General features: G+C 33.0%; 3 protein-coding genes. 1 reads left to right on the plus strand and 2 read right to left on the minus strand.

What is annotated here, in order from left to right; all coding sequences use genetic code 11:
- Positions 1–208: 208 nt before the first annotated feature.
- On the minus strand, positions 209–3400 hold the full coding sequence (locus tag P8K68_RS13585) for a glycoside hydrolase family 2 TIM barrel-domain containing protein (protein ID WP_300252034.1): 3192 nt from the start codon (positions 3398–3400) through the stop codon (positions 209–211).
- A 13-nt stretch (positions 3401–3413) separates the two neighbouring features.
- Entirely contained in the window at positions 3414–4862 is a 1449-nt protein-coding gene (locus P8K68_RS13590; protein WP_300252036.1) for a sulfatase, read from the minus strand.
- A 506-nt stretch (positions 4863–5368) separates the two neighbouring features.
- Here P8K68_RS13590 and P8K68_RS13595 point away from each other — a divergent pair.
- Positions 5369–7033, plus strand: a complete 1665-nt coding sequence (locus tag P8K68_RS13595; protein WP_300252039.1) for a sulfatase — start codon at positions 5369–5371, stop codon at positions 7031–7033.
- Positions 7034–7578: the final 545 nt, after the last annotated feature.

Consider the following 7578-nt stretch of genomic DNA (forward strand, 5'->3'; position numbering starts at 1 on the left):
TTAACCCTATTACAATCAAAAAACATGGCAGAAAAGCTAAAAGTATTTTTAAACATGGGCTCTCTTTCTTAGCTAGTGTATTGTTAAACACTGAAAATCAAATGAATACTAATATATTCCATTTTTTGTCATGTACTTAGGTTATTTTTAATAAAATTTTATTTTTTGAGTTTAGTAAATAATTTAGATAACATATTATTTAAAAATACTATTTTTTACTTGGTACTATCCAATATGAATAATAATAGTCTTGAAATGGCAAAAGGTATTCCGTAACTGGAATTGCTGACCAACTATTAACCCCGCCAATGCCATTAACAAATCCGTCAATGTTAAGATAAACTTCAGGCCTCGGATTTAACAACCTACCATGGCTTTGTGTTGCAAATTTATCAGGACCTGAATCTAAATCTTCTCTTTTGAAATGCGAAGCTGAAAAATTTAAATAATTATCCCCATAAAATTTTAAAGAGACCCCCTTGTCATTAGTTAACTCTACCCAACGCACGTCTGTTCTATTACCATTATCTTGAGGTCTTGCATACATGGTAAAAAGTTCATTAATATCCTTTCTATATAAACCAACTAAGGTGTTATTTTTTCTATCGGAATAGGACTCAATTGGACCACGTCCATACCAAGATGTTTGTTTAAAATTTTCAGATAACACAAATTCATTTCCAAATTTATAGAGGTTTGAATGTGCCCCTTTCGGAAGTTGTCCATTAAATCTCCTTACAAATTTAGCCTTTGGATTTATACCATTTATAGCTTTAAAATCATTACTAATATTTATTATTCCATTTGAAAATAAGGTATACGTTTGTATATATTTAGCGTCACCATTTAACAGGTCTTGATAAAATTTTAATATTATACGCCCTTTATTATTTTCAATTAACTCATGCCTAATTTGAATATTCTCTTTTCCAACAGTTAACCATTCTCTGTAAATACTATGGGTATTTGCGCCGTAATCATTATCCGTTGGGGCTCGCCAAAAGTTAACTTGCGCCCCATTTAAAATAACTTCATCCCCCTCATAAATATATGAACTTATAGTTCCTGTTTCCGTATTAAATTGTACACTAAACGAATCGTTAAATAGTGTTATACTATTTTTATCAAGTTTCTTTGAAATAGGTTTTTCTTGTAAATTAGGGTCTGGCAATTTAACTTTTTCACTATTTAATAAAAACTGAGCCTTAGCTATTTCAAATCCAGATTCCAGGAAAGGTTCATCTGATTTTAGGGTTACCGATAGATTTAAAAAGTATTCATGGTTTTGATTTACAACTGTTTTAAAAGGAATTTCCAACATTTTTGTTTCTTGTGGCTCAACTTGAAGATTGTTTATAATGCCCTGTTCTGTCGCAACACCATCTTTAAGGATAACCCAGTTTAGTTTATAATTAGACAGATCTCTAAAGAAATACCAATTCTTTATATTTACTTTATTCTGCGCTAGTCCTTGTTTATAAAATTTTACATTCTGAAGTATTTTTTTTGCTTCATATAAATGAGGATTAGGTGTTTTATCAGCTCGTATTAATCCATTATTTAAATAATTATGATCACTAGGTGTGTCTTGCGGGCCATAATCACCTCCATAAGAAAAATAAGGCTTCCCATCCTTTTTTTCTAAAAATCCTTGGTCTTGATAATCCCAAATAAAACCCCCTTGTAATTTATCGTATTTTTCAAACAAATCCCAGTATTCTTTAAATCCGCCCAAACTATTTCCCATCGCATGGGCATATTCACAAAGAATCATTGGACGCTTTTGATTGTCATCTTTTGCATAATCCTCTACCGTTTGATAGTTTGCATACATAACCCCAATAACATCGGTATTCCACTCATAACGTGCGCGCTCGTAATGCACAAATCGGGTAGAGTCTAATTCTTTTGTTCTCAAATAGGTTTGGTAAAAGTTGTATCCATTTCCTGCCTCATTACCCAAGGACCATGCAATAATTGATGGATGGTTTCTGTCACGTAGTATCATGCGCTCTGTTCTCTGCAAATGGGCTTCGAGCCAATCTGGATTGTTGGCAAGTGTTTTATCTAAATCATAACCTATACCGTGAGATTCTATATTGGCTTCATCGTACACATAAATCCCATATTCATCGCACAACTCATACCAATACGGAGCATTTGGATAATGGCAGGTTCTAACGGCGTTAATATTATTTTGTTTAAAGATTTTAATATCCTGTAACATATTTTCACGACTCATAACATGACCCATTTTATAATCGTGTTCATGTCTGTTTGCACCTTTAATTAATATGGGTTGTCCGTTTACTAAAACTTGTCCGTCTTTGATTTGTATGTTTCTAAAACCAATTTTTCTAACAATGGCTTCTGTAGTTTTTCCTTTTTTATCCAAAAATTCAATAGATAAGTTGTAGAGATTAGGAGTTTCTGCTGTCCAATGTAAAACATCAGGAAGTGTTGCTTTAAAGGATGTTTTTAGTTGTTTGTTTTTATTAAAAACAACGGGTTTAATAGCACTGTATAAAATATCATTACCATGGGATAAGGCTACTTTTAAAGCGCCTTTAAATTTAAGCAAATCAACATTATCAATATCCACATCCAAAGTAAACAAACCCTTTTTATAGTCAGTATCTAAATCTGCACCTACTACAATATCATGAATATGAACTTTAGGTGTTGCATATAAATAGACATCACGCTCAATTCCTGATAAGCGCCAAAAATCCTGATCCTCTAAATAACTACCATCTGACCAACGGTAAACTTCTAATGCTATGTTATTTCCACCGGGTTTTACATACTCTGTAAGATTAAATTCAGCCGGTAATTTAGACCCTTGGCTATACCCCACTTTTTGTCCGTTAACCCAGATAAAAAAAGCAGATTTTACCGCACCCAAATGAATTTTTATTTCATTGCCCATCCAATCTTGTGGAATTGTAAATGTTCTTTTATATGAGCCTACGGGATTATAATTGTCCGGAATATCTGGCGGGTTAGGAGTTTGTTTGTAGCTAAAGGGATATTCGATATTAAGATAAATAGGCACACCATATCCTTGTAACTCCCAATTGGATGGCACTGGGATATCATCCCACTTTTCAGTATTATAACTTTCTTTGTAAAAGTCTTTTGGTCTGTCTTTTGGACTGCGTGTCCAATTAAATTTCCAAATCCCGTTTAGAGTTTTATATTTTTTTGAGGCTGTTATATCGTTTTGTTTTGCTAATTCGGCTGATTCATAGGCGAAAAAACTAGCGCGTGCTGGTAGCTTGTTTATCTCAACAACTTTAGGGTTCTCAACAATAGAATCTAAAGTTTGCGCATGATTTTTAATGCCGACCATTAGGCTAATTATCACTAATAGTATATTTGGTGTTCTTTTTGTTTGCATAATATAATATTAACTAATTTTGGTTTTTACTACTTTTAAATGCTTTATTATATTTAGAAAACCCTGGTTCTATGCCTTGTTTCATTTGGTCGATAACTTCTGGTTTTTCAAGTTTCAACCAATTGAGCAATTGCAAGGAATATGCTGGAGTACAATTTTCCCAATTAATGGGATCCATACCAAAATCGTGATATTTGGCATTCCAATCTAAATAATAGCCTTGCATTTCGTCTGCAACAGTTTCATATTCAGGTAGATCAATTAAATTTTTTGTTTCATAAGGATCGTTTACAATATCATACAATTCTTCCTGAGGTTTTGAATCGGCAAAAAATGTCGCCTGCAAATCTGTGAGTTCATTTTTTTTATTCAAATCTCTCATAATATGAAGAGCAGGTCTGTAAAATTCTAGATATGCATGATGGGCATCATGGGATTGATTGGTGATATTGTTTTTAATATATCTATATTTATGGGTTGTAATGGCTCTAGATTGTTCTACAACTTCATCCCATAAATCTCTTGCTGAATACACATATTTTCTAGGTTTTTTATCTTCTTTAATAATCGATTTGGCAGTCATATAATTAGGTAAAGAAATTCCTGCTGCATCTAAAATAGTGGCAGCCACATCAAAAGAAGCTACTAAGCGTGAGTCTTTTTTACCCTTTGTAATTTTTGCTGGCCAATTCACTATCAATGGCAAATGCAACCCAGATTCATACAAATAGCCTTTTCCTCTAATATTGCAGCGGCCATTATCCCCTATAAAAATGATGATGGTATTGTCACGCATTCCTTTTTTATCCAAATCGTCAAGAAGCAATCCTACTTCATGGTCCATATATTCAATTTGGTCTAAATATTTTGACCAATCTTCTCTAATTATTTTTGTATCTGCAAAATATGGAGGGAGTTGAATACTATCCGGGTTCACTCTATGTGCAGATTTACTACGGATATCATTCCACCAATCGCCTCTATGCGTTACATCTAAAGTAACTTGAGCAAAAAAGGGCTGGTCTTCGGGTGTGAATTCATTTTTTTTATCAAACAAACCAAATTCGGTTTCTCCATCCCAATTGCCAAGGGCTTCGTGTTTAAAATTTACATCAATTTTTCTGCCACCACCTTTTACCAACTTGTTTCCAATAATACAAGTATAGCCAGCCTCTCTTAAATAAGAGGTGATGGGTTTATAAGGCTTTGATAAAGGAATATTTCTGTTCGATCTGTGGTGTTGGGCATTAATAATATTTTGATGCACACCCGTAATCATGTTTGATCTACTTGGAGAGCAAATAGAATTGGCACCGTAAGCATTCATAAATTGAATCCCTGTTTTTGCCAATGCGTTTAATACTGGAGTTTTTACTGCTTGCATGCCATAACACTCTAAATCTGTACTCATATCTTCCGATAGAATAAATAGAATATTTGGTTTTATAGGTGAAGTCTCCATTTGAACACTGGAAATTTGCTTTTGACGACAACTCACCATTGACATCAGAAGAAAAAAACAAAATACTAGATTATTATTATTCATTATTCAAAGTTTAGGTTCAGAGCAAATAGCTGCGTTGTATTTTACAAATTTGATGAATGTATCATAAACATCTATCTCAAATACTATCCCCTACAAATCAAAAATTATCATTTATCAAAATATTTTCGTCAGATACAGAACAATATGGTAACTTTCAGTATAAATAAAACATGAGATAAAATTTGGGTGGTATTAGATAAGTATTGAATTGAAAAAACAGCAATTGCCTAATATTTTTGTATTATAATTTGATTAAAATGAAAAGCCATAAAAATCAAGTCATATTTTGTTTTAGAAAAGGGCTGCAATCCCTAAATATTTACGGTAACTAAAGCGTATAATTTATCATTCGTACCGAGAATTTAAACAAATAATTAATTAGAAATAAAAAAAATAAATACAAATACCAGAAACCAATCATTATGAAAACAATATATCGGTTTATTATCTCATTATTTGTGGTTTTAATGGTCATAAGTTGTGAGTCTCAAGACAAAAACACTCCGGAACAACCACCAAATGTATTGTTTATTATGATAGATGATTTAAACGATTATCAAGGTGTTTTTGGTGGTCATCCACAAGCTAAAACACCTAGTATCGATAAATTATCGCAATCTGGAACCACATTTATAAATGGGCATACTAATGTACCCGTTTGTCAACCTTCTAGAAATAGTTTGTTTACTGGAATATACCCCCATCGCTCTAGAGATTTTGGATGGACACCGCATTTCAAGCAAGCTGTTTTAAAAAATCATAAAACCTTTATAGAGCTCTTTAAAGAAAACGGATATAGAACTTTGGGCACAGGTAAATTACTGCACGCTAATGTGAGAGCGTATTGGGATGAGTGGGGCGTACCAGAAGGTATTAACTATGGTCCTCATGCCTACAGTGGTATTGATGAAAAAGGCAAACGAATTATGGGACATTCATCGGTGCCAGAACCTTTTAGAAGCATCAATGTGGTTGATGGCTCTTTTGCACCACTTTCCGACACACCAGTAATTTCTGATGGGAATGGAGGTTTTAAAGAAACCGGCTGGACATATGGTAACAAACCATATCATTACATTGATGATACTAATCGAGATTTAATGCCAGACGAACAACATGCACTTTGGATTGATGAAAAAATAAAAGCATTAGAACAAACTGAAGAAAATAAACCGTTTTTTATGGGTGTAGGTTTTGTTAAACCACATACCCCCTTATATGCACCTAGAAAGTATTTTGATATGTTTCCCTTAGAAGATATTATCATGCCAGAAATAAAAGAAGGCGATGCTGATGATTGTTTTTACTCTAGTACTTATCCACAAACAGAAATGGGGTTAGCCTATTATCAAAAATTAAAAGCCGCCTATTCAGGTAAAGATGAAGGATTACGAAAATTTTTACAAGGCTATTTAGCCTGCGTGGCTTTTGTTGATGACCAAGTTGGTAAAGTTATGGATGCCTTAGATCAAAGCCGTTTTAAGGATAACACCATTGTGGTTTTAGTAAGCGACCATGGTTGGCAAATGGGCGAAAAAGACTATTTATATAAAAACTCCCCCTGGGATGAAAGTACGCGCATTCCTTTTATAATTCGCGACCCGAATCGATCAAAACAAGGTGATAAAGTAACTCAAGCAGTATCCTTAATAGACCTATTCCCTACGCTTAAAGAAGTATGTCAATTAGAGGGTAATACCAACCAAAATAAGACGCAACAATTAGATGGTTTTAGCTTAAAACCATTTTTAGAAAACCCCAAAACCGGGACATGGCAAGGACCAAATGGTGCTTTAACGGTATTAGGCGCCGGTATTAATAAACCCATAAAAGGTATTGGTTTTAATAGTAATCCAAGTGCTTTATGGCATATCCAAATTACTAAAGATTTGGACACATCGTATGTTGCACGGCAAAATTACACCTACAGAACTAAAGACTGGAGGTATATTTTGTATCGTAATGGTAAAGAAGAGCTCTACAACCATAAAACAGATACGCACGAATGGGAAAATTTGGCGATGGATTCAAAATATGCAGACGTAAAAGCTAAGTTAAAAACCGAAATGTTTGAAATCCTTAATTAAATATCTTTACTAAGCTAAAATTTCACATAACGCGCTACCAATGTAACTGTAGCCGAAAAAATTCTCTATTTATTAACAACTAAAATGGTAGCTGTTTCAGACACCGAAATCAAATCTTAAATTATTTTTTTGATTTCAGTTTTTTACGCTCTAATTTGTTAAATAGTAGAATTATAATAAAGCGCTGTTATATGCGATATAATGCCAATGTATTTAAAATCTACTTCATAATGAAATGGCATCTCTATAAACTACAACGGTAACTATTTTGCATATGTTATGACCCTTCCACCTTTGATCATACATTTTGAATAAATATATAGCTATAGAGACATCTTTTAAGGATAAGATATATATAAAATGTTGTGATCTTAAGATGTGTAGATTGAAATAATTAATATGTAAAAGCTAAGTACATGACAAAAAATGGAATATATTAGTATTCATTTGATTTTCAGTGTTTAACAATACACTAGCTAAGAAAGAGAGCCCATGTTTAAAAATACTTTTAGCTTTTCTGCCATGTTTTTTGATTGTAATAGGGT

The sequence above is a fragment of the Algibacter sp. genome (genome assembly GCF_029245835.1).
Lineage (GTDB): Bacteria > Bacteroidota > Bacteroidia > Flavobacteriales > Flavobacteriaceae > Algibacter_B.

What these genes read in the sequence shown, in the direction of transcription:
- P8K68_RS13595 (WP_300252039.1), top strand. Translation starts at nt 5,369, where the DNA reads ATGAAAACAATATATCGGTTTATTATCTCATTATTTGTGGTTTTAATG.
- P8K68_RS13590 (WP_300252036.1), bottom strand. Translation starts at nt 4,862, where the DNA reads ATGGAGACTTCACCTATAAAACCAAATATTCTATTTATTCTATCGGAA.
- P8K68_RS13585 (WP_300252034.1), bottom strand. Translation starts at nt 3,400, where the DNA reads ATGCAAACAAAAAGAACACCAAATATACTATTAGTGATAATTAGCCTA.